Consider the following 18,975-nt stretch of genomic DNA (forward strand, 5'->3'; position numbering starts at 1 on the left):
TTGTGAAACGGTTTGTCAATTGTCAGAGGCTGTCATTAGCCTCGCGGCATGACTAGTCAGACCGTCGTCGACAAGGCGCCCCAGGACGCCGGCCCGTCCTCCGGACTGCGCGGGCACCCCTGGTTCACGCTCATAACCGTCGCCGTGGGCGTCATGATGGTGGCCCTGGACGGCACCATCGTGGCCATCGCCAACCCGGCCATCCAGAAGGACCTCGGCGCCACCTTCGCCGAGGTGCAGTGGATCACCAACGGCTACTTCCTGGCCCTCGCGGTCGCCCTGATCACCGCCGGCAAGCTGGGCGACCGGTTCGGGCACCGGCAGACCTTCCTCATCGGCGTGGTCGGCTTCGCGGCCGCCTCCGGCGCGATCGGCCTGTCCAGCAGCATCGGACTGGTCGTCGCCTTCCGGGTGCTGCAAGGTCTGTTCGGCGCCCTGCTGATGCCGGCCGCGCTCGGCCTGCTGCGGGCGACCTTCCCGGCCGAGAAGCTCAACATGGCGATCGGCATCTGGGGCATGGTCATCGGCGCCTCCACCGCGGGCGGCCCGATCCTCGGCGGTGTCCTCGTCGAGCACGTCAACTGGCAGTCGGTGTTCTTCATCAACGTGCCGGTCGGCATCCTCGCCGTCGTCCTCGGGGTGCTGATCCTGCTGGACCACCGCGCCGAGAACGCCCCGCGCTCCTTCGACCTCCTCGGCATCGGCCTGCTCTCGGGCGCGATGTTCTGCCTGGTGTGGGCGCTCATCAAGGCACCGGAGTGGGGCTGGGGCGACGGCCGGACGTGGGCGTTCATCGTCGCGTCGGTGGTGCTCTTCGGGCTCTTCGCGTTCTGGGAGACGAAGGTCAAGGAGCCGCTGATCCCGCTCGGGCTGTTCCGCTCGGTCCCGCTGTCGGCGGGTGTGGTGCTGATGGTCCTGATGGCCATCGCCTTCATGGGCGGCCTGTTCTTCGTGACGTTCTACCTGCAGAACGTGCACGGCATGAGCCCGATCGACGCCGGCCTGCACCTGCTCCCGCTCACCGGAATGATGATCGTCGGCTCGCCGCTGGCGGGCGTGCTGATCACCAAGCTCGGCCCGCGGGTCCCGCTGGCGGGCGGCATGGCCTTCACCGCCGTCGCCATGTACGGCATGTCCACCCTGGAGACGGACACCGGCAGCCTGGTGATGTCGATCTGGTTCGCCCTGCTGGGTCTCGGCCTCGCGCCGGTCATGGTCGGCGCCACCGAGGTCATCGTCGGCAACGCGCCCCTGGAGCTCTCCGGTGTGGCCGGCGGTCTGCAGCAGGCCGCGATGCAGATCGGCGGCAGCCTCGGTACGGCCGTGCTGGGCGCCGTGATGGCCTCCAAGGTCGACAGCGACCTGGCCGGCAACTGGACGGACGCCGGGCTGCCGGAACTGACGGCGGCTCAGGAGGCAGGGGCCGCCGAGGCGGTGCAGGTGGGTGTGGCACCGGTGGCCCCGGGCACGCCGGACGCGATCGCCGCCAAGATCACGGACGTCGCGCACGACACCTTCATCTCCGGGATGAGCCTCGCCTCACTGGTCGCGGCCGGGGTGGCGGCGGTGGCCGTCGCCGTCGCGTTCCTGACCAAGCGGGGCGAGAACGCGGAGGCGGGAGCGGGGGCCGCGCACATCTGACGCGGCAAGGAGACCGGCCCCGCTTTCCCCTATCAGGGTGACAAGGCTAAAGATTCCTCGTCCTCGGCACGCGCCGCGGGTCACAGTGGGTCAAGCCCTCCGTACGGCATGTTCCTCGGGCACGTTCGTACGGCACGGAGGGCGACCGGTGCTGCGGCGCGCTGCCGGAGGGGGGCAGCGCGCCGGCGGCCCGAAACGGAACGGACTCGGAGGAATAGACCCGGAAGACGGGGTACCCGACCGGGGAACCGAATCCAACGAATCGACGGTTCCCGGGAGTTGAGTCCAGCATGGCGGGCTTCGGACATGGAACGCGCAGGCACCCCCGCACGCGTGGCCGGACGTGGTCACGGTCCGGGCCGGACCGCGCGACACTCGGCATCGTCGGAACCATCTGCGCGGTGGCCGGCTTCTTCGTCCTGGGCATCATCCTGGGACCGGTGGCCATCGTCTGCGGCTGGCTCGCGATGAACCGATCCTGGTCCGGCGCCCGCCCGGTCCCGGCACTGATCGCCGTGGTGCTGGGTGCGATCGACACCCTCCTGGCCCTGGTCTGGCTGGCGGGTACGGGCGCACCCGGCGGCGGTCTGTTCTGACCTGTCACGGCGCCCGTCCGACAGCGCCGCGACCTCCGCCCGCAGCTGACGGACCTCCTCCGTCAGCAGGTGGATCGCCTCCGTCTGGCGGCGCTCCTCCACGTCGTCCATCTCGAAGCGGGCGATGAACCAGGCGGCGATGTTCGCCGTCACGACACCGAGCAGCGCGATGCCGGACAGCATCAGGCCCACCGCGAGGACCCGGCCCAGACCGGTGGTCGGGGCGTGGTCCCCGTACCCCACCGTGGTCATGGTGGTGAAGGACCACCACACCGCGTCACCCAGCGTCCTGATGTTCCCGTCCGGGGAGTCCCGCTCCACGGACAGCACGGCCAGCGAGCCGAACATCAGCAGACCGACGACCGAGCCGACCACGTACGTCGTCAGCCGGACCTGCGAGGCCATCCGGGCCCGCCGCCCGACCAGCATCAGCGTCGACACCAGCCGCAGCAGCCGCAGCGGCTGGATCAGCGGCAGCACCACCGCGCACAGGTCCAGCCAGTGCCGCCGTACGAACTCACGCCGGTTCTCGGCGAGTTTGAGCCGGACCAGGTAGTCGGCCGCGAAGGCGGCCCACACCACCCACTCGACCACCGTGCAGGCGCGCGTCAGCCCCTTGCCCGCCGAACTGTCCACGATCGGCACGGCGTAGGCGACGGCGAACAGCACCGCCAGCGCCAGCAGTGGCCGTTGTGTGCGCTGTTCCCAGCGGACCTGCGCGGGTCTCTCCTTCATGCCCGCATCGTAGGAAACGCGGGAGGGCCGGGGGGCAGTCGCCCCTCGGCCCTCCAGTCGTCCGCGAGCGGAACGCTACGCGTCGCCGCCCGCGGCGCCGGGATCGGCCGCCGAGACATCCAGCAGCTGGTACCGGTCGATCGCCTGCTTCAGCGCCGAGCGGTCCACCTTCCCCTCCTTGGCCAGCTCCGTCAGCACGGCCAGCACGATCGACTGGGCGTCGATGTGGAAGAACCGCCGGGCCGCGCCCCGGGTGTCCGCGAACCCGAAGCCGTCCGCGCCCAGCGACTGGTACGTCCCCGGCACCCACCGCGCGATCTGGTCCGGAACCGACCGCATCCAGTCGGACACCGCCACGAACGGGCCCTGCGCCCCGGCCAGCTTCCGGGTCACGTACGGCACCCGCTGCTCCTCCTCGGGATGCAGCAGGTTGTGCTCCTCGCACGCCACGGCCTCGCGCCGCAGCTCGTTCCAGGAGGTCGCCGACCAGACGTCGGCCTTCACGTTCCACTCCTCGGCGAGGATCCGCTGCGCCTCCACGGCCCACGGCACCGCGACACCGGACGCCATGATCTGCGCCGGGACCGAGCCCGACGTGCCCGCGCTGAAGCGGTGGATGCCCTTGAGGATGCCCTCGGCGTCCACGTTCTCCGGCTCGGCCGGGTGCTGGATCGGCTCGTTGTAGACGGTGAGGTAGTAGAAGACGTCCTCGCCGGGCCTGCCGTCCGCCGTCGGGCCGTACATCCGCCGCAGACCGTCCTGCACGATGTGCGCGATCTCGAACCCGAAGGCCGGGTCGTACGCCACACAGCCCGGGTTCGTCGACGCCAGCAACTGCGAGTGGCCGTCGGCGTGCTGCAGCCCCTCACCGGTCAGCGTCGTGCGGCCGGCGGTCGCGCCCAGCACGAAGCCGCGCGAGAGCTGGTCCGCCATCTGCCAGAGCTGGTCGCCGGTCCGCTGGAAACCGAACATCGAGTAGAAGACGTAGACCGGGATCAGCGGCTCGCCGTGCGTGGCGTACGCCGAACCCGCCGCGATCAGCGAGGCCGTGCAGCCCGCCTCCGAGATGCCGTCGTGCAGCATCTGCCCGTTCGGCGCCTCCTTGTAGGCCAGCAGCAGCTCGCGGTCGACCGCCTCGTACTGCTGCCCGAGCGGGTTGTAGATCTTCGCGCTCGGGAAGAAGGAGTCCATGCCGAACGTGCGGTACTCGTCCGGCGCGATCAGCACGAACCGCCTGCCGATCTCCTTGTCCCGCATGAGGTCCTTGAGGAGCCGGACAAAGGCCATGGTCGTCGCGATCGACTGCTGACCCGAGCCCTTCTTCACGGTCGCGTACGTCTTGTCCTCGGGCAGCGGCAGCGGCTTCGCGCGCACGACACGGGTCGGGACGTACCCGCCCAGCGCCTGGCGGCGGTCGTGCATGTACTGGATCTCCTCCGTGTCCCGGCCCGGGTGGTAGTACGGCGGCGCGCCGGACTCCAGCTCCTTGTCGGAGATCGGCAGGTGGAGGCGGTCCCGGAAGCGCTTGAGGTCGTCGACCGTCAGCTTCTTCATCTGGTGCGTGGCGTTGCGGCCCTCGAAGTTCGGGCCCAGCGTCCAGCCCTTGATCGTCTTGGCCAGGATCACGGTCGGCTGGCCCTTGTGCGCCTTGGCCGCCGAGAAGGCCGCGTAGATCTTCTTGTGGTCGTGACCGCCGCGGCCCAGGTGCAGGACCTGGTCGTCGGTCATGTTCTCGACCATGGCGCGCAGCCGGTGGTCGTCGCCGAAGAAGTGGTCGCGGATGTAAGCGCCGGTCTCGGTGGCGTACGTCTGGAACTGCCCGTCCGGGGTGGTGTTCATCCGGTTGACCAGCAGGCCGTCCCGGTCCTGGGCCAGCAGCGGGTCCCAGGTGCGGTCCCAGACCAGCTTGATGACGTTCCAGCCGGCGCCCCGGAAGATCGACTCCAGCTCCTGGATGATCTTGCCGTTGCCGCGCACCGGGCCGTCGAGCCGCTGCAGGTTGCAGTTGACGACGAAGGTCAGGTTGTCCAGGCCCTCCCGGGCCGCGATGGACAGCTGGCCGAGCGACTCCGGCTCGTCCATCTCGCCGTCCCCGAGGAACGCCCACACGTGCGACTTGGAGGTGTCCGCGATCCCGCGCGCCTCCATGTAGCGGTTCATCCGCGCCTGGTAGATCGCGCCGATCGGGCCGAGGCCCATCGACACCGTCGGAAACTCCCAGAAGTCCGGCATCAGCCGCGGATGCGGGTACGACGACAGCCCGTGCGGCGCCCTGGACTTCTCCTGGCGGAACGCGTCCAGGTTCTCTTCGCTGAGCCGGTCCAGCAGGAAGGCGCGGGCGTAGATGCCCGGCGAGGCGTGCCCCTGGAAGAAGACCTGGTCGCCGCCGTCGCCCTCGTCCTTGCCCCGGAAGAAGTGGTTGAAGCCCACGTCGTACAGGGAGGCGGAGGAGGCGAAGGTGGCGATGTGGCCGCCCACGCCGATCCCGGGGCGCTGCGCCCGGGACACCATGACCGCGGCGTTCCAGCGGGTCGCGTTGAGGATCTTGCGCTCGATCTCCTCGTTGCCGGGGAAGAACGGCTCGTCCTTGGTCGCGATCGTGTTGACGTAGTCCGTGCTGCGCATCTCGGGCACGGCCACGCGCTTCTCGCGCGCCCGCTCGATCAGCCGGAGCATCAGATAGCGGGCCCGCTCCCGGCCGCGCTCGTCCACAGCGGCGTCGAGGGAGTCGAGCCACTCCTGGGTTTCCTCGGGATCGAAGTCAGGAACCTGACTCGGAAGGCCGCCAATGATGATCGGGTTGCGATCGGATCCGGAAGCCACGCTGGTCCTTACCTGTCAGAGGGCTGGTGTTCGGGGCTTGCTTCGGGGCATGTTTCTGGGGTTTTGCACTGCCTGCGCCGTCCCCATCGTGTACCTCGGGACGGCAAACGTCATCTCTACTGCGAGGTAATCCAAGCCTGGTCCTCCCTGAGGGTTCCCAAAAGCGCAAAGAGGGCAGAACGGTGTGGCGTGTGTCACCTTGGAGTGTGACGCCATGGCGGGAATCGCGGCGACACGGCCCGGAACGTCACCGTTTCGGCGGTCTCGGCGGCCGGGTACTTGCGCGATCCGCCCCGCCCGTGTGGACTACGGCCAATGCTTCGCGCACGCGCGTGGCTGAGTTATTCCCGAAGACATGATCAGGAGGCAACCCGTGAGCGCGACCGCGGACCACGCGGAGGAGCGGACGAACCCTGCCGTCAGGCTGGGGTTCCAGCCCGAGCAGGTGGTCCAGGAGATCGGCTACGACGAGGACGTAGACCAGGAACTCCGCGAGGCCATTGAGGAAGTCATCGGCAGCGATCTCGTGGACGAGGACTACGACGACGTTGCCGATGCCGTGGTGCTGTGGTTCCGCGACGAGGACGGCGACCTGACAGATGCGCTGGTGGACGCCACCACGTACATCGAGGAGGGCGGCTCCATCCTGCTGCTGACGCCGAAGACCGGACGCGACGGCTACGTAGAGCCGAGCGACATCTCCGAAGCCTCGACGACGGCCGGACTGTCGGCGTCCAAGAGCGTCAGTGTCGGCAAGGACTGGAGCGGCAGCCGGCTGGTGACGCCGAAGGCGGCGAAGTCCACGAAGAAGTAATCCTCCACCAGGCACCGGACGGGCAGCCGACTTCCGTCGGCCCCGTCCGGGGGCCCTTCGTGACCCCTGCGTAGGGTGGCCCCGACCACCCGAACAGCCTCATCGAAGGGACGAGCCGGACATGGCCCTCCAGGTCGGCGAAAAGGCCCCCGACTTCGAACTCAAGGACAACCACGGCCGCGCCGTGCGGCTGTCCGACTTCCGCGGTCAGCGGAACGTGGTGCTGCTCTTCTACCCGTTCGCCTTCACCGGCGTGTGCACCGGCGAGCTGTGCGAGCTGCGGGACAACCTGCCGAAGTTCACCGACCGCGACACCCAGCTGCTCGCCGTCTCCAACGACTCGGTCCCCACCCTGCGCGTCTTCGCCGAGCAGGAGGGCTTTGAATACCCCCTGCTCAGCGACTTCTGGCCGCACGGGGAGGTCTCCCGCGCCTACGGCGTCTTCGCGGAGGACAAAGGCTGCGCGGTGCGCGGCACCTTCGTCATCGACAAGGAGGGCCTCGTCCGCTGGACCGTCGTCAACGGCCTGCCGGACGCCCGCGACCTCAACGAGTACGTCAAGGCGCTCGACACCCTGTGATTCTTGGGCCCCAGGGCCTGCGGCCCACGGGAACCCCTTACTAGGATCGACTCGTTGATCCGGTACCAAACGCATGGCGGGGCTCCCCGCCCCTGGACACCAATGGAGGACTCGTGGGAGTCAGCCTCAGCAAGGGCGGCAATGTATCGCTGACCAAGGAGGCCCCCGGCCTTACCGCGGTCATCGTCGGTCTGGGGTGGGACATCCGCACCACGACCGGCACCGACTTCGACCTGGACGCCAGCGCGCTGCTGCTGAACTCGTCCGGCAAGGTCGCGAGCGACGCGCACTTCATCTTCTTCAACAACCTCAAGAGCCCCGACGGCTCCGTCGAGCACACCGGTGACAACCTCACCGGTGAGGGCGAGGGCGACGACGAGCAGATCAAGGTCGACCTGGCGAACGTCCCGGCCGACGTCGAGAAGATCGTCTTCCCGGTGTCGATCTACGACGCCGAGAACCGCCAGCAGTCCTTCGGCCAGGTGCGCAACGCGTTCATCCGCGTCGCCAACCAGGCCGGCGGCGCCGAGATCGCCCGCTATGACCTCAGCGAGGACGCCTCCACCGAGACCGCCATGGTCTTCGGTGAGCTCTACCGCCACGGCGCGGAGTGGAAGTTCCGCGCCATCGGCCAGGGCTACGCCTCGGGCCTGCGCGGCATCGCGCAGGACTTCGGCGTGAACGTCTGAGCCCGCCACCACCGCGCTCCAACCGCCCGGCGCCGCACGGTTTGCGTGCGGCGCCGGACGCGCAGGGAAACAACCAAAGAAGCTTGACCTGGGGAGGAACAGCATCATGGGCGTCACGCTCGCCAAGGGGGGCAATGTCTCCCTGTCCAAGGCCGCACCGAACCTCACCCAGGTGAAGATCGGGCTCGGCTGGGACGCGCGCTCCACCACCGGAGCCCCCTTCGACCTCGACGCCAGTGCGCTGATGTGCACCGGCGGACGGGTGATGGGGGACGAGTGGTTCGTGTTCTACAACCAGCTCAAGAGCCCGGACGGCTCCGTCGAGCACACCGGTGACAACCTCACCGGCGAGGGGGACGGCGACGACGAGTCGCTGGTGATCGACCTCTCCAAGGTGCCCGCCCAGTGCGACAAGATCGTCTTCCCGGTCTCCATCCACATGGCGGACGAGCGGGGCCAGACCTTCGGACAGGTGAGCAACGCCTTCATCCGGGTGGTCAACCAGGCCGACGGCGCCGAGCTCGCCCGGTACGACCTCAGCGAGGACGCCTCCACCGAGACGGCGATGATCTTCGGCGAGGTCTACCGATACCAGGGCGAATGGAAGTTCCGCGCGGTGGGCCAGGGCTACGCCTCGGGCCTGCGGGGCATCGCGCTGGACTTCGGGGTCAATGTTTCATAACGCGATATGAGCAAAAGCCGGGGCCGCGTGGGGTACCAGGGGGCTCCGACTAGACTTCGGCTTCAAAAGTTCGTAAAGCCGAGTACGGCAGCGGGGGAGACCCGTACATACAGGATTGGGTAGCCAGTGGTTCTGAAAACCTTCGGCTGGTCGTTCGCGGTCACCGCGCTCGGCCTCGTCGCAGCGGTCCTCTTCGGGGGGTGGACCGCCTTCGGCATCGTGGCGATCCTCTCCGTGCTCGAGATCTCGCTGTCCTTCGACAACGCGGTGGTCAACGCCGGAATCCTGAAGAAGATGAATGCCTTCTGGCAGAAGATCTTCCTCACCATCGGCATCCTGATCGCCGTCTTCGGTATGCGACTGGTCTTCCCTGTCGTCATCGTCGCCATCAGCGCGTCGATGGGTCCGATCGAGGCCGTCGACCTCGCTCTGACCGACAAGGACCGTTACGAGCAGCTCGTCACCGACGCCCACCCGGCGATCGCGGCCTTCGGTGGCATGTTCCTGCTGATGATCTTCCTCGACTTCATCTTCGAGGACCGCGACATCAAGTGGCTGGGCTGGCTGGAGCGCCCGCTGTCCAAGCTCGGCAAGGTCGACATGCTGTCGGTCTGCGTCGCGCTGGCGGCGCTGCTGGGCACCGCCATGACCTTCGCCACCCACGCCCACCTGCACGCGGGCAGCGCGGACAAGGCCGAGACGGTCCTCCTCTCCGGCATCGGCGGCCTGATCACCTACATGGTCGTCGGCGGTCTCTCCGGCTACTTCGAGAACAAGCTCGAGGAAGAGGAGGAGCGCGAGCACGAGGCGGAAGAGGCGGCCGAGCGCGAGGGCAAGCCCCGCTCGGCGGTGGCGATGGCCGGCAAGGCCGCGTTCTTCATGTTCCTCTACCTCGAGGTCCTGGACGCGTCCTTCTCCTTCGACGGCGTGATCGGCGCCTTCGCCATCACCAACGACATCGTGCTGATGGCGCTGGGTCTGGGTATCGGCGCGATGTACGTCCGTTCGCTCACGGTCTACCTGGTCCGCCAGGGCACCCTCGACGACTACGTCTACCTGGAGCACGGCGCGCACTACGCCATCGGCGCCCTCGCGGTGATCCTGCTGGTCACCATCCAGTACGAGATCAGCGAGCTGATCACCGGTGGTATCGGTGTCGTCCTGATCGGCTGGTCCTTCATCTCCTCCGTGCGCCGGAACCGCGCGCTGGCGGCGGCAGAGGGAAAAGCCTCGAACCCGGACAAGACTGAGGTCTCGTCCGGGGTGTGACCGACCTCCTCGTGAGGGAACGCTTCTGAGCGGGGCGGCCGGGTCTCCGGCCGCCCCGTCGGAATGTCCAACGGCATGTGGGGGCGGGAATGGGCTTGTTCGACGGGTTGCTCCGGAGCGGAGGCGCCGGCCAGTTCGACTCGGGCAGCGCGTCGTCCAACGCGATCGAGCTGACCAAGCGGCACGGCCAGGTCTCCCTCAGCAAGCAGGACGCGGCCACCGGGCATCTGCGCATCAACCTGAACTGGCGGATGCGTACCTCCGACATAGGCGGGCCGCAGCGGGAGAGCCTGCTGCGGCATCCCTTCAAGGCGCTCAAGCCGCCGGAGGTCGTGGGGCACAGCATGAGCATGGTCAACGTCGACCTGGACCTCGGGTGCCTGTACGAGCTGACCGACGGCACCAAGGGCGTGGTCCAGCCGCTGGGCGGGTTCCTGGGCGACGTCAACGCGCCGCCGTACGTCAAGCTCAGCGGGGACGACCGGTTCGGGTCGGCGTCGGGGGAGACGATGTACGTCAACCTCGACCAGCGCGAGAGCATCAAGCGGCTGCTGATCTTCGTCTACATCTACGACCAGACGCCGGCGTTCGACCGGACCCAGGCCATGGTCACGCTCTACCCGAGCAACGGGCCCCGGATCGAGATCCAGCTCGACGAACGGCAGCCGCAGGCCCGGTCCTGCGCGGTGGTGATGATCGAGAACGTGAAGGGCGAGATCCTCGTCCGCCGCGAGGTCAAGTTCGTCTACGGCTTCCAGGGCGAGCTCGACCGGTTGTACGGGTGGGGGCTGCAGTGGGGGCGGGGGTACAAGGCGAAGTCGGGACGGTGAGCTCCGCCCGGCAGCCGGGCCGTCCCCTGGTGGGACGCTGTCCTTACCGGCCGACGAATTGCGGGCCCTGCGGCGGGAGGCGGAATTCGCCTGCCGGGGCCGGGACCGGGGTCACCGGCTGCGGGTAGCCGTAGCCGCCCTGCGGGGGCCGGCCCGCCGACTGGGGGTAGCCGTAGACCGGCTGGGTCGGAGGCGGGGACTGCGGGTAGCCGTACGACGCCTGCGGGGGGACCGCCGTGGTCGGCTGCTCGGGAGGCAGCGGCTGGGCCCTCGGCTCCTCCGGCGGCTCATGCCCGGCCGCCTGCTCCGCCTCCTCCACCGAGATACCGAAGTCCGTGGCCAGGCCCTCCAGACCGTTGGAGTAGCCCTCGCCCAGCGCGCGGAACTTCCAGCCCTCGCCGCGGCGGTACAGCTCGCCGCAGATCAGGGCCGTCTCCTCGCCCGTCTCCGGCTTGATCTCGAAGCGCAGCAGCGGCTCGCCGTCGGCCACCGAGGCGTCGTACAGCAGAATGCACAGGGACCGTACGCGGTCGAACGTGGCGCCATCGGCCGAAGCGACCAGATAAATCTGGCTGACGTCGGACTCGACACCGGACAGATCTGTCTGGATCGTGTCGGTGAGCCCCTCGGTGACACGCTTCTTGCCGAGCCGCCAGACCTTGCCGGAAGGGTGCCGGGGCTGGTTGTAGAAGACGAAATCCTCGTCGGACCGCACACGGCCGTCGGGGCCGAGGAGCAGCGCCGAGGCATCGACATCCGGCACCCCCTGCCCGGGCGTCCAGCGGAGCACGGCACGTACGGTCGTGGCTTCGAGCGGGACGTTCGACCCCTTCAGCATCGCGTGCGTCATGCGGTCATCCTGCCCTCTCGGTAGTGATCACGACAACGCGGGGTACATGATCAGCTGGTGGGTGTCCGCATCCGCGTTACCAGGAATTCATGCCCACCGGGAACCCCTGACACAGGAATCTACGTACTATTACCGGCCACCTGCGAACATCACAGGGGCCGCTCCATCACCACGGGGGAGTTTTATGCGTCATTTCGGGCACATCGCCCCTGCGGTGCGCAAGCGCCTGTTCCACCGGGAACCGTGCGAGTTCGACTCGGACTCCTCGGCCCGGCTGCTCGCCACGGCCCTGGGCGCCACGCTGTACAGCCCGGCCACCCGGCCCCGTCTCGCCGACGACGTCCTCAAGCAGGCGGCGCGCGGCGTGGTCTCCATGGTGCTGTGCCTGGAGGACTCCATCGGCGACGAGGACGTCGCGGCGGGCGAGGAGAACCTCGTCCGGCAGTTCACCGACCTCGCCGCCCGCGAGCGCCCCGAGCTGCCCCTGCTGTTCATCCGGGTCCGCGCCCCCGAACAGATCCCCGACCTGGTACGACGCCTCGGGCCCGCCGTACGGCTGCTCTCCGGGTTCGTGCTGCCGAAATTCACCGAGGAACGCGGCATCCCCTTCCTGGAGGCGCTGGCCGGCGCCGAGGCGGCGAGCGGACGGCGGCTGTTCGCCATGCCCGTGCTGGAGTCGCCCGAGCTGCTCTTCCGCGAGTCCCGGGTGGAGACGCTGGAAGGGATCTCCCGGGCGGTCGACAAGTATCGTGAGAGGGTGCTCGCGCTGCGCCTCGGCGTGACCGACTTCTGCTCCTCCTACGGTCTGCGCCGGGCTCCCGACATGACGGCGTACGACGTCCAGATCGTCGCCTCCGTCATCGCCGACGTGGTCAACATGCTCGGCCGTGCCGACGGCACCGGCTTCACCGTGACCGGCCCGGTGTGGGAGTACTTCCGCGTGCAGGAACGTATGTTCAAGCCCCAGCTGCGGCGCAGCCCCTTCCTGGACGGCCAGGCCGAGGAGCTGCGCGCGGCCCTCATCGAGCACGCCATGGACGGCCTCCTGCGCGAGATCGCCCTCGACCAGGCCAACGGCCTCACCGGCAAGACCTGCATCCACCCCACCCACGTCCTGCCCGTGCACGCGCTGTCCGTGGTCAGCCACGAGGAGTACAGCGACGCGCAGGACATCCTGCGGCCCGAACGCGGCGGCGGGGGCGTGCTGCGCTCGGCGTACACGAACAAGATGAACGAGGTGAAGCCGCACCGCGCCTGGGCCGAGCGGACCCTGTTGCGCGCCGAGGTCTTCGGGGTCGCCAACGAGGACGTCGGCTTCGTCGAGCTGCTCGCCGCCGGAATCCCCGGCTGACACCTGACAAACCAAGGGACGCATGAACAAGGCAGTGAACAACGGGGTCTGGTCCGGCACCTGGGTCGCACAGCGGCTCGGGGTCGAACTGGAGGGCGACGACACGCTGAAGGAGCTGCTGGGACTGGCGCTGCGCCGCAACCCCAAGCGGGCGCATCTGCTCGTCTCCCACGTCCTCGGCAAGCACGTACCGCAGTCCCCGGCCGTGGTCCACGGCCACGGCGTCGCCCTCGGCCGACGGGTGCGGGACCTGCTGGGCGACCAGGAAGCGGCCGCCGCGGTCGTCCTCGGCTACGCCGAGACGGCGACCGGCCTCGGCCACTCGGTGGCCGACGGCATCGGCCTCGCGCCCTACCTCCACTCCACCCGCCGCCCGGTCCCGGGCATCACCCCGGCGGGCGGCTTCGAGGAGTCCCACAGCCACGCCACCTCCCACCTGCTCCTGCCCGAGAACCCGGCCCTGCTGGCCGGCGACGGCCCGCTGGTCCTGGTCGACGACGAGTTCTCCACCGGCAACACCGTCCTCAACACGATCCGCGACCTGCACCAGCGCTACCCCAGGCGGCGGTACGTGGTCGTGGCCCTGGTGGACATGCGCTCGGCGGCGGACGCGGGGCGCCTGGAGGAGTTCGCGCGGGAGATCGGCGCGCGGGTGGACCTGGTGGCGGCGGCCTCGGGCACGGTGCGGCTGCCGGAGGGAGTGCTGGAGAAGGGGCAACGATTGGTCGCCGAGTACGAAGGCGTCCCAGGGGCGCGGGGAACTGCGCGACCAGCCCCCACCGACCCGCAGCCAACGATCAAGCGCATCGACCTGCAATGGCCCCACGGACTCCCCGACGGCGGACGGCACGGCTTCACCCCCGCCCACCGAATACGCCTGGAGAGCGCGCTGCCGCAGATGGCCGCCCGCCTGGCCGAGGCGCTCCCGGCAGACGCGCGCCGCGTGCACGTCCTCGGCTGCGAAGAGCTGATGTACGCCCCCCTGCGCCTCGCCCGCGAACTGGAGCGGATCACCGGCGCCGAGGTCCGCTTCTCCACCACCACCCGCTCACCCGTCCTCGCCGTCGACGACCCCGGCTACGCCATCCGCAGCCGCCTCGTCTTCCCCGCCCACGACAATCCGGCCGACGGCCCCGGCGAGCGCTACGCCTACAACGTCGCCGGCGCCGGCTTCGACGCCGTCATCGCCGTGGTCGACTCGACCGCCGACACCCCCCACCTGCACGCCCCCGACGGCCTGCTCGCACAGCTCACCGCCCACACCCCGCAGGTCCTCCTCGCGGTCGTCCCCTCGTACGTACCCGAAAGGCCCTCGATGCTGCCCGAGCCCCTCCGCGGCCCCGCCTTCTCCTCGTACGCCCCGGAGGACGTCGGCTGGCTGCTCCAGGACCTGTCCGACGTGACCCTGGAGGCACCGACCGAGGAGCGCGAGGAAGCCATCCAGAGCGGCGGCGCCCACTACGCCGAGTCCCTGCCGGTGGAGTACCAGCCCACCGAGCAGTACCAGCAGCTGTTCCACACGGCACTGGAGGAGTCCGGCACCCGGCTCGCCCAGGCGGTCGGCGCGGTGACCGAGATCGTGCTCGCCGAGCGGTCCCCGCGCCCGGTACTGGTCTCACTGGCCCGCGCCGGCACCCCGGTCGGCGTCCTGATGCGCCGCTGGGCCCAGCACCGCCACGGCCTCGACCTGCCGCACTACGCCGTCTCCATCGTGCGCGGACGCGGCATCGACGCCAACGCGCTGCGCTGGCTCGCCGCCCACCACGACCCCCGCGACGTCGTCTTCGTCGACGGCTGGACCGGCAAGGGCGCGATCACCCGCGAACTCGCCGCCGCCATCGAAGAGTTCGAGGCCACCGAGGGCATCACCGGCTTCGACCCCGAGATCGCCGTCCTCGCCGACCCAGGTTCCTGCGTACGGACCTACGGCACCCGCGAGGACTACCTCATCCCCTCCGCCTGCCTCAACTCCACCGTCTCCGGCCTCATCTCCCGCACCGTGCTGCGCGCGGACCTGGTGGGCCCCGACGACTTCCACGGCGCCAAGTTCTACCGCGAACTCGCCGCAGCCGACGTCTCCGTGCACTTCCTGGACGCCGTCTCCGCCCGCTTCCCCGAGGTCGCCGACGCGGTGGACGCCCAGGCCAAGGAGCTGCTGTCGGCCGACCGGACGCCCACCTGGGAAGGCTGGGCGGCGGTCGAGCGCATCAGCGAGGAGTACGGCATCCACGACGTGAACCTCGTCAAGCCCGGCGTGGGCGAGACCACCCGCGTACTGCTGCGCCGCGTACCGTGGAAGATCCTGGCGCGAGCGGGGGCCGGCGCCGACCTGGACCACGTCCGCCTGCTCGCCGAACAGAGAGGGGTACCGGTGGAAGAGGTCGCCGAACTGCCGTACACATGCGTGGGATTGATCCACCCCAAGTACACGCGCGGCGCGACCGGCGCCGACGGCAAGGCGGTGACCCTCTGATGCCGGTGCTGGTGGCGAGCGACCTGGACCGTACCCTCATCTACTCCTCGGCGGCCCTCGCCCTGACCATGCCGGACGCGCGGGCACCCCGGCTGCTCTGCGTGGAGGTGCACGAGAGCAAGCCGCTGTCCTACATGACCGAAACCGCCTCGCAACTGCTGGCGGAACTCGGCGACACGGCCCTCTTCGTCCCCACCACCACCCGCACCCGCAAGCAGTACCAGCGCATCAACCTCCCCGGCCCGCCCTCCAAGTACGCCATCTGCGCCAACGGCGGCCACCTCCTGGTGGACGGCGTCTCCGACCCCGAATGGCAGGCGCGGGTCGCCGCCCGGCTCGCGGACGAGTGCGCCACCCTCGACGAGGTCCGCGACCACCTGATGGCCACGGCGGACCCGCTGTGGGTACGCAAGCACCGGGTCGCCGAGGACCTCTTCGCCTACCTGGTCGTGGAACGGGAACTGCTGCCCGAGGACTGGGTCAAGGAACTCGCCGTCTGGGCCGAGAACCGCGGCTGGACCGTGTCGCTCCAGGGCCGCAAGCTCTACGCCGTACCGAAGCCGCTGACCAAGAGCGCGGCCATGAACGAACTGGCGCGACGCACGGGCGCGGACCTCACCCTCGCGGCCGGCGACTCCCTCCTCGACGCGGACCTGCTCCTCGCCGCCGACAAGGGCTGGCGCCCCGGCCACGGCGAACTCGCCGACGCGGGCTGGACGGCACCCACGATCTCCGCACTGCCGGAGCGGGGAGTACTGGCCGGGGAACGGATCCTCAGGGAGTTCCTGCGCGAGACCCAGACGCCGAGGTAATCCGGCAACGGACCACCGCAACGGTCAGCCGCAGCAGCCTCCGCCGCAGCAGCCCCCGCCCCCGCCCCCGCTCGCCCGGGGCGCGGGGGCACTCGCGCTCCCGCCGACCGCCACCGTCGACAACAGCTTCACCGTGTCCCCGTGCCCGGCGGGACAGTCCGCGGGCTCGGAGGACTCGGCCATCGGCCGGCTCAGCTCGAAGGTGTCACCACAGGTCCGGCACCGATACTCATAGCGAGGCATACGAACAGGCTAACCGGCCGCACTCGCGGCGAGGCAGCCGAACAGGCTAACCGGCCGAGCCGCCCCGCTCCTCACGGATCTGCGCCACCACCCGGGCCACCGCCTGCCGCACCCCCTCCAGCTCCGTCAGGAAGTGCCAGTAATCCGGGTGCCGCCCCTCCAGCGAGCCGACGGCCCGCTCCAGCCGCGCCACCGAATCGTCCAGCGGCCGGGCATGCCGGGGATCCGGCGTGTTCCGGCCGGCCATGGCCAGCCGCTGCGCGTCCCGGATCGCGAACCGCGTGCGGTCGATCTCCGCCCGCGGATCCTTCTGCACCGCGTTCAGCCGCCGCAGCCGGTCACCCGCGGCCGACACCGACTCGTCCGTCGAGTTCAGCAGCGCCCGCACCGTGGACAGCAGCGCCGTCGCATCCGGCCACCGCTGCTCGTCCCGCGCGGCCTGCGCCTCCGCCAGCTTCGACTCCGCCTGCCGCACGTTCTCCACGGCCTGGTCAGGCACCCCCTGAAGGTCCTGCCAGCAGGCGACCGTGAACCGCCGCCGCAACTCGCTCAGCACCGGCTCCACCTGCTCGGAACGCGTCGTCAGCGCCTGCGCCCGCGTCCGCAACGACACCAGCCGGTGATCGATCTCGGCCGCCCGCTCCGGCAGCCGGTCGGCCTCCGCCCGCACCGCCTCGGCCTCCCGGGCCACCCGCTCCGCCCGCTCCAGCGTCTGCGGCACACCATGCTGCCCGGCGCCCTGGTTCAGCTTGGTCAGCTCAGGCGCCAGCGCCGCGAGCCGGGCCGCGAGATCGTCCGCCGCCAGCCCCGAGGTCCGTACGGCGTCCAGGGCGTTGGACGCGGCCAGCAGCCCCTGCCGGGCCCGCTCCACCGTGGGCACCAGCCGGGCCAGCTGCGTCTCCGCCTTGCCGAGCAGCGGCCCCAGCCCTTCCTCGAAACGGTCCAGCTCCCCCTTGACCCGGACCAGCCCCTCCTGCGCCCGGGTCAGCGCGGTACGCGCCTGCCCGGCGACCGACGCCTCCAGATCGTCCCGGTCCAGGTCATGGGCGTCGACCGCCTCGATGTACTGCCGGCTGGCCTCGTCGATACGCCTGCCGATCGCCTCGAAGTCGGTGACCGCGCGACGGGCGGCGGGGGAGTCGTCCACGGCCGTGATGGTCTCGATGGAGATCCGCAGATCGCGCTGAGCGGTGTCGAGTTCGTAGAACGCGGCCGCGGCGGCGTCCTTCGCGGCCTGCGCCTCGGCCCGCTGATTCTCCGCACGCCCGCCGAACCAGCGCCGGGTGCCGCCCCCGGCGAACGCGGCGGGCAGCACGAGCGCGGCGGCCAGCGGCAGCGCGAGCAGAGCGACGGTGTCCACGAGCGCCTGCCGCACGGGACGGGGTGCACGCGGCACCAACGGCGAGTACGGCTGCGAAGGTGTCGCCGTCACATCCCTCTCCCGTGCTGTGGTCCGCCCTGCCCGGCGTTGTCATTCTCCCACCGGTTAAGGACGAACACACGGGCCCGTTAGTTCGCGGTTCGGACCGTGACTTTCCCGTCCCCGGTCCGCGCGCTCACCACATGCGCGCTGCGCTCGTCCCGCGGCACGTCCACATCCACCCCGCCGTCGCCGGTCTCGGTCGTCACCCGGTACGTGGCCCGGGGCACCTCGATCGTCACGGAACCGTCCCCGCTGCGGGACTCCACCAGGTCGGGAACGGCCCCGAGTTCGAGCTTCACCGACCCGTCGCCGGTCTGCGTCCGCACCTCACGCGAATCGACCTCGGCCCGCACGGACCCGTCCCCGGTACGCAGCTGCAGCGGCCCGCTGGAGTCGGTGACATGCACGGACCCGTCACCCGTACGAATGCTCAGCGCGTCCTCGAACCCCCGGGCCCGCACACTGCCGTCCCCGTCCTCGACCTCCACGGCGACGCCCCGCGGCACCTCGATCCGGTGCTTGGCCGAACAGTCCGCGATCACCCCGGAACACTTCAGCCGCAGAGTGAGCCGGTCCCCCTCCATCGCCCACGTCACCTTGGGCTCGCCGCCCACCACGACGGACCCCTCGAACCACCGGGTCACCTTGATCCTCCCCGCGGGATGCGCGTCCGAGGCGACGATCTCCAACGCCGAATCATCGGAGTTCACGACCAGCGAACTCCCCTTCAGCCCAAAACTCCGCTCCTCGGGCTCCGTGTCGTCCCCCGCCGAAGCCCCACACCCCGCGAGCCCCCCGACCACCAGCGCCACAACCCCGCCCACCACAGCAACCCGACGACCCACGACGATCTCCCCCAGCACTGGACAACGGACCTTCCCCAAGCCCTCCCGACGGTATGCACCCACCGCCCCCACGGGGATCCGGACCACTCCCGGGTTTCGGGTGGGGTTAACCCCCGGGTTTGCGGGGCAGTGCCCCGGGCAAGGTACGCTGTCGACTCATCCAGGGTGCGTAGCTCAGGGGTAGAGCGTCTGCCTTACAAGCAGAATGTCGGCGGTTCGAAACCGTCCGCGCCCACCAGTGGACAAGCCCGGCTCAGCCAGGGCTTTGCGGCCCCTCGGAGAGTTCCGGGGGGCCGTTTCCCGTGGCCGGAGTCGGCCG

Annotated in this window: 16 protein-coding genes, 1 tRNA gene and 1 pseudogene; 12 read left to right on the forward strand and 6 right to left on the reverse strand. The window is 69.9% G+C overall.

The annotated features are described in order from the left end of the window. Window positions 1-48: 48 nt before the first annotated feature. Window positions 49-1,641 carry an MFS transporter gene (locus tag M8H82_RS31760; protein ID WP_250078554.1) on the forward strand — a complete coding sequence of 531 codons (1,593 nt, stop codon included), beginning with the start codon at window positions 49-51 and terminating at the stop codon, window positions 1,639-1,641. Window positions 1,642-1,931: 290 nt separating this feature from the next. Continuing rightward, the gene (locus M8H82_RS31765; RefSeq protein ID WP_250078555.1) at window positions 1,932-2,237 is read left to right on the forward strand and encodes a small hydrophobic protein; all 306 of its coding nucleotides are present in this window, start codon (window positions 1,932-1,934) and stop codon (window positions 2,235-2,237) included. A gap of 18 nt (window positions 2,238-2,255) precedes the next feature. Here M8H82_RS31765 and M8H82_RS31770 read toward each other — a convergent pair. Then, window positions 2,256-2,972, reverse strand: a pseudogene (locus M8H82_RS31770) (potassium channel family protein); the annotation flags it as partial. 75 nt (window positions 2,973-3,047) lie between these two features. Next, a complete protein-coding gene (gene aceE / locus M8H82_RS31775; RefSeq protein WP_250078556.1) occupies window positions 3,048-5,795 on the reverse strand; it encodes a pyruvate dehydrogenase (acetyl-transferring), homodimeric type in 2,748 nt (915 codons plus the stop codon). A 373-nt stretch (window positions 5,796-6,168) separates the two neighbouring features. On the opposite strand from aceE, the gene M8H82_RS31780 reads away from it, so the two are divergent. The 6 genes from M8H82_RS31780 to M8H82_RS31805 all read left to right on the forward strand — a co-directional run bounded on the left by M8H82_RS31780 (window position 6,169) and on the right by M8H82_RS31805 (window position 10,659). Then, window positions 6,169-6,609: a DUF3052 domain-containing protein gene (locus M8H82_RS31780; protein WP_250078557.1), complete on the forward strand. Its 441-nt coding sequence runs from the start codon at window positions 6,169-6,171 to the stop codon at window positions 6,607-6,609. Between the two features lie 121 nt (window positions 6,610-6,730). Beyond that, on the forward strand, window positions 6,731-7,189 hold the full coding sequence (locus M8H82_RS31785) for a peroxiredoxin (protein WP_250078558.1): 459 nt from the start codon (window positions 6,731-6,733) through the stop codon (window positions 7,187-7,189). 113 nt (window positions 7,190-7,302) lie between these two features. Beyond that, the gene (locus M8H82_RS31790; RefSeq protein ID WP_250078559.1) at window positions 7,303-7,878 is read left to right on the forward strand and encodes a calcium homeostasis/redox stress adaptation protein; all 576 of its coding nucleotides are present in this window, start codon (window positions 7,303-7,305) and stop codon (window positions 7,876-7,878) included. 106 nt (window positions 7,879-7,984) lie between these two features. Next, complete coding sequence (locus M8H82_RS31795) at window positions 7,985-8,560, forward strand: TerD family protein (protein WP_250078560.1); 576 nt, start codon at window positions 7,985-7,987, stop codon at window positions 8,558-8,560. Window positions 8,561-8,686: 126 nt separating this feature from the next. After that, on the forward strand, window positions 8,687-9,829 hold the full coding sequence (locus tag M8H82_RS31800) for a DUF475 domain-containing protein (protein ID WP_250078561.1): 1,143 nt from the start codon (window positions 8,687-8,689) through the stop codon (window positions 9,827-9,829). An 89-nt stretch (window positions 9,830-9,918) separates the two neighbouring features. Then, complete coding sequence (locus M8H82_RS31805; RefSeq protein ID WP_250078562.1) at window positions 9,919-10,659, forward strand: Tellurium resistance; 741 nt, start codon at window positions 9,919-9,921, stop codon at window positions 10,657-10,659. 43 nt (window positions 10,660-10,702) lie between these two features. On the opposite strand, the gene M8H82_RS31810 is transcribed toward M8H82_RS31805, so the two are convergent. Beyond that, window positions 10,703-11,509 carry a TerD family protein gene (locus tag M8H82_RS31810; protein ID WP_250078563.1) on the reverse strand — a complete coding sequence of 269 codons (807 nt, stop codon included), beginning with the start codon at window positions 11,507-11,509 and terminating at the stop codon, window positions 10,703-10,705. 184 nt (window positions 11,510-11,693) lie between these two features. On the opposite strand from M8H82_RS31810, the gene M8H82_RS31815 reads away from it, so the two are divergent. Genes M8H82_RS31815 through M8H82_RS31825 form a run of 3 tightly spaced genes read left to right on the forward strand, consistent with a single transcriptional unit; the run spans window position 11,694 to window position 16,145 of the window. Further along, the gene (locus tag M8H82_RS31815) at window positions 11,694-12,860 is read left to right on the forward strand and encodes an HpcH/HpaI aldolase/citrate lyase family protein (RefSeq protein WP_250078564.1); all 1,167 of its coding nucleotides are present in this window, start codon (window positions 11,694-11,696) and stop codon (window positions 12,858-12,860) included. Window positions 12,861-12,882: 22 nt separating this feature from the next. Next, window positions 12,883-15,333, forward strand: a complete 2,451-nt coding sequence (locus M8H82_RS31820) for a phosphoribosyltransferase (RefSeq protein WP_250078565.1) — start codon at window positions 12,883-12,885, stop codon at window positions 15,331-15,333. Beyond that, window positions 15,333-16,145 (forward strand): HAD family hydrolase, encoded by an 813-nt coding sequence (locus M8H82_RS31825; protein ID WP_250078566.1) that lies wholly within the window; start codon window positions 15,333-15,335, stop codon window positions 16,143-16,145. Before M8H82_RS31820 ends, M8H82_RS31825 begins: the two co-directional genes overlap by 1 nt. A 24-nt stretch (window positions 16,146-16,169) precedes the next feature. Here M8H82_RS31825 and M8H82_RS31830 read toward each other — a convergent pair whose 3' ends face one another. The 3 genes from M8H82_RS31830 to M8H82_RS31840 form a co-directional block, all read right to left on the reverse strand. Then, on the reverse strand, window positions 16,170-16,388 hold the full coding sequence (locus M8H82_RS31830) for a zinc ribbon domain-containing protein (RefSeq protein WP_250078567.1): 219 nt from the start codon (window positions 16,386-16,388) through the stop codon (window positions 16,170-16,172). Between the two features lie 46 nt (window positions 16,389-16,434). Continuing rightward, a complete protein-coding gene (locus M8H82_RS31835; protein ID WP_250078568.1) occupies window positions 16,435-17,820 on the reverse strand; it encodes a hypothetical protein in 1,386 nt (461 codons plus the stop codon). A 77-nt stretch (window positions 17,821-17,897) separates the two neighbouring features. Continuing rightward, a complete protein-coding gene (locus tag M8H82_RS31840) occupies window positions 17,898-18,662 on the reverse strand; it encodes a DUF4097 family beta strand repeat-containing protein (protein WP_250078586.1) in 765 nt (254 codons plus the stop codon). Between the two features lie 157 nt (window positions 18,663-18,819). On the opposite strand from M8H82_RS31840, the gene M8H82_RS31845 reads away from it, so the two are divergent. Continuing rightward, window positions 18,820-18,894: transfer RNA gene (locus M8H82_RS31845), tRNA-Val, on the forward strand. Window positions 18,895-18,975: the final 81 nt, after the last annotated feature.

Origin of the sequence: Streptomyces sp. YS415, from assembly GCF_023544665.1 — a bacterium.
Classification (GTDB): Bacteria; Actinomycetota; Actinomycetes; order Streptomycetales; family Streptomycetaceae; genus Streptomyces.

Excerpts from the sequence above, each read along its gene's own strand:
- M8H82_RS31760 (WP_250078554.1), top strand. The coding sequence starts at position 49 with ATGACTAGTCAGACCGTCGTCGACAAGGCGCCCCAGGACGCCGGCCCG.
- M8H82_RS31765 (WP_250078555.1), top strand. The coding sequence starts at position 1,932 with ATGGCGGGCTTCGGACATGGAACGCGCAGGCACCCCCGCACGCGTGGC.
- M8H82_RS31785 (WP_250078558.1), top strand. The coding sequence starts at position 6,731 with ATGGCCCTCCAGGTCGGCGAAAAGGCCCCCGACTTCGAACTCAAGGAC.
- M8H82_RS31795 (WP_250078560.1), top strand. The coding sequence starts at position 7,985 with ATGGGCGTCACGCTCGCCAAGGGGGGCAATGTCTCCCTGTCCAAGGCC.
- M8H82_RS31805 (WP_250078562.1), top strand. The coding sequence starts at position 9,919 with ATGGGCTTGTTCGACGGGTTGCTCCGGAGCGGAGGCGCCGGCCAGTTC.
- M8H82_RS31810 (WP_250078563.1), bottom strand. The coding sequence starts at position 11,509 with ATGACGCACGCGATGCTGAAGGGGTCGAACGTCCCGCTCGAAGCCACG.
- M8H82_RS31815 (WP_250078564.1), top strand. The coding sequence starts at position 11,694 with ATGCGTCATTTCGGGCACATCGCCCCTGCGGTGCGCAAGCGCCTGTTC.
- M8H82_RS31820 (WP_250078565.1), top strand. The coding sequence starts at position 12,883 with ATGAACAAGGCAGTGAACAACGGGGTCTGGTCCGGCACCTGGGTCGCA.
- M8H82_RS31825 (WP_250078566.1), top strand. The coding sequence starts at position 15,333 with ATGCCGGTGCTGGTGGCGAGCGACCTGGACCGTACCCTCATCTACTCC.
- M8H82_RS31830 (WP_250078567.1), bottom strand. The coding sequence starts at position 16,388 with ATGCCTCGCTATGAGTATCGGTGCCGGACCTGTGGTGACACCTTCGAG.